The organism is bacterium, from assembly GCA_040755795.1.
Lineage (GTDB): Bacteria > UBA9089 > CG2-30-40-21 > CG2-30-40-21 > SBAY01 > JBFLXS01.
In genome coordinates this window covers 1-3295 of sequence record JBFLXS010000425.1, presented here as the reverse complement: position 1 = coordinate 3295, position 3295 = coordinate 1, and the positions used below count along the sequence as shown (strand labels likewise).

2 protein-coding genes are annotated in these 3295 nt (G+C 37.5%); both read left to right on the top strand.

Annotated features, from left to right (window positions below):
* The first annotated feature begins 203 nt into the window (after window positions 1–203).
* Window positions 204–1166 carry a hypothetical protein gene (locus AB1414_17770; GenBank protein ID MEW6609263.1) on the top strand — a complete coding sequence of 321 codons (963 nt, stop codon included), beginning with the start codon at window positions 204–206 and terminating at the stop codon, window positions 1164–1166.
* A 37-nt stretch (window positions 1167–1203) separates the two neighbouring features.
* Window positions 1204–3295, top strand: a 2092-nt coding sequence (locus AB1414_17765; protein ID MEW6609262.1) for a hypothetical protein, incomplete at its 3' end; no start/stop codon positions are given.

Genomic DNA, 3295 nt, shown 5'->3' with positions numbered 1-3295 from the left:
AGGTACCATGGCTCTTGAATATTTAAGGCCTGCTCAAATATATGTTTTGTTATCATATTTGCTCCTTTGGATTTTGATTGGGATTTTACCTATTATATCATTTACCCACTCAAAAGTCAAAAGAGCCAAAAGTAATGGGTTAATTGGTAACTAATTACCATTCACCAGTTACCAATTACCAAAATTAAGGAGGTAGATTTAAAATGGGTAAAAGAAGTTCAAAGGGAAATTCAAGAGGAACAGGGATTAAGAAGATAATGTGTAGTATTGCGGTGATGTGTGTCTTGCTATGCAGTAGCACTATAGCCCAGGGTATAGAATGGCAATGGCCATGGCTAAAAGCTAAGGAGCAAAAGACTAAGCAGGAACAGGTGGTAAAAAAGAAAAATCTACCACTTAGACCAAAACAAATCGGCACACCTACTGTCCAGGCATTGCTGGATAAGGTCAAGGCGAATTACCAGAAGATTCAAGATTTGAAGGCAAATTGGAATTTCAAGACATGGGATTCTGAATTTGCTAAGTGGTTAGGCATAGTAGGTGATTTGATTACACAGGATGAAGAGTTTTTATTTAAAGCACCTGGTAAACTTAAATGGATACCACCCGAAAAGGTTCTCACAGTAATTGTAAAAGATAGGACTGAATACAGTAAAAGTATAGGAGAATGGGGAGCACCAATTACTGAAGAGTCTTCTGTTGGAAGTTATAAACTGCCATGGTATACTTTATTAGACCCAGAAGGGTTATTTGAATTTTACTTTCGGTTGGATGAGATAATGACTAAGTTTGATACGAAGGTAATTGATAATCCTCAACCTGATACCTGGGTGATTGAGGCGGTGCCGAAAAAAAGTAATCCTGAGGATGATTATAATTACCCTACAGGAGCTAAGGTAGAATTATTTGTTGATTATGAAAAGGGAGTGATTATAAAAATTAATTGTATTGATCATGAATGGAGTAAAGAGATAGGAAAAATAATAATAACTGAACAAAACGAACTTAAAAACTTTACCTTAATCAACAATATTTGGATACCAACAACACTTATTAAGATTCAACCTCCTCTGCCTAAATATAGACCAAAAGAAGTAAAAGAAGAAATCACACTTAGTCATATTCAGATAAATATTGGTATTCCAGATAGTGAGTTTGAGTTTTAACCTTAAGTTTTTTTAATCTTTTGTGGAGGTGAACAACATGTTTAAAAGAATTATAGCCTTAGGTTTGATAGGTAGTCTGTTCTGGTTAACTCCTGCCTTGGCTAAGAATCCTGTGCTTTTAGTTCATGGAACTTTTGCGGATTCAAAAATGTGGAAAGAAGGTTGTTTAATAACTACCTTGATGAATGCTGGGTATGAGGGAAAAGAGATATTTACTATTGATTTTGATGATAAAGGCCAAGGATTAATACAAGAAGATGTAAAGGCGCTAAAACAAAAAATAGATGAGATAAAAAAGAATTTCCCTCCTGGTACGAAGGTCGATATTATTGCTCACTCAAGAGGTGGATTGGTAGCTGAACTTTATACCATGATGTATGGTGACCAACATCAATCTGCAATGGAGTATACATATTATGATATTAAGAAGAAAAAGAGAGTTGATAAGACCATCGATAACATCCCCCGCTACGGCAATGATGTCAATCAAATCATTATGATGGGGACAGGGCAGATGGGAAGTGAGTGGGCTGATTTTTCATATAAAAATCCAGGGATAGTTAATGAAATTCATAAGAAAGGTAAATGTCCTGACCCGTATTCTGTAGCGATAGAGCAGCAGCGGACTGAAGGTAGTAATTTTATGGAGGAGTTATTCTGGAAGAATAAATTAAATTCAGAGCTACCAACGATTACTTATATTAATTTAGCTGAGGATAGGATTGGTCCTCCATCGTTTAAACCGGGTGATGGTGTAATTTTTTTTGATTCAACTAAAGGTGTCCCACTACATCAGCAAAGAAAAACAGTTAAAAGGCTTGAGGATATGGGTGCCCTGGCAACGCATCATGTTGACTTATACAAAAATGTTAAGGTTAAAAGACAAATATTAGAAGAGCTGTTTTCTCAATCTCCTATCACTGCGAAAATCTCTATCTCAAGGGAATCTCCTGTCAGAGAAGGGGCAATAAATGTTTATGTAACTACTTCTGAGACCTTACCATGTCCACCAACACTTATCTACCAAAAGGGAGGATTTGTCCCAGTGCCACTACCAGAGATTGCTTTATCTGGTTCTGGGAAAAACTTCTCGGGTAAATGCTTTATTTCCAAAGGCGATGATGGTAATGCCAAACTTTATATTAACGAGACAATATCAATTCCGGTAAAAATAGCCTCTGCTGATTGTTCACAAGATGTTATCGAAACTATCGATGTGCCAATAACAGGTGAATATTCTTTCCTAATCGACACAGAGCCACCGGAGGTAACCTCAACCACCCCAGCAAATGGTGAGGTGATTATTGCTGAGGAGACACCTTATACGGTCAATATCTCTGCTACGCTTTTTGACCCACCAATTAATAATTATGCCTCCGGGATTGATAACTCAACTATTGTCTTGAATACTCCACAAGGGACCTTTCATCAGGCATCAGCAGTGAATAAGTTAGATTATGGAGAGTATACCTGGTCTATTGAGGCAAAGGATAATGCTAATACACCAGGACATGATTTGAAACAATCACCTTATCGCGGGTCATTTGAGATAGTCCCGCCTATCTTTGTATCTATCCACCCTACCTGGCAGAATTTTACAGAGCCACATGAGTCACATACTCACTACATAACTATCACCAATAAAGCAAAGAAAAAGTCTTTTACGGCTAATATTGAGATGAAACTTATCAAAGAATCAGGCTGCCTTTCTATTACTCAATATCCCGCAGATACATTAGATTTACCTGCAGATAGTCAAGTAAGTACTTCATTTGTAGTCACCTCAGGTGAGGAATTAATACCAGATGATAATTTAATTCATCAGATAACAGTCTCAGTGCCTGGCTTAAAATTATCTGCCATTCAGTATGCCAATGGCCAGAACATAGTCACCGACCATCCGGATGAATCCTATGATATTTCAGACCCACGCTACCCAACACCTGCAAGGATAGATTCTGAGGCTGATGTTGGGGTGTATTTGAATGGTTTTGTAGATGGGGTGGCGCATCTGTTAGGCCGATTTAAAGAGCCTGTCTGGTTTATCGATAGAGATTTTGAGCCTTTACCGACAGAAATAAAGGAGAAAGGGAGAAAGAAGGAAATGGAGAAAAATATTAAAAGAATTC

Bases quoted from the DNA above. Each gene is read 5' to 3' on its own strand.
- AB1414_17770 (MEW6609263.1), top strand. From the start codon at position 204: ATGGGTAAAAGAAGTTCAAAGGGAAATTCAAGAGGAACAGGGATTAAG.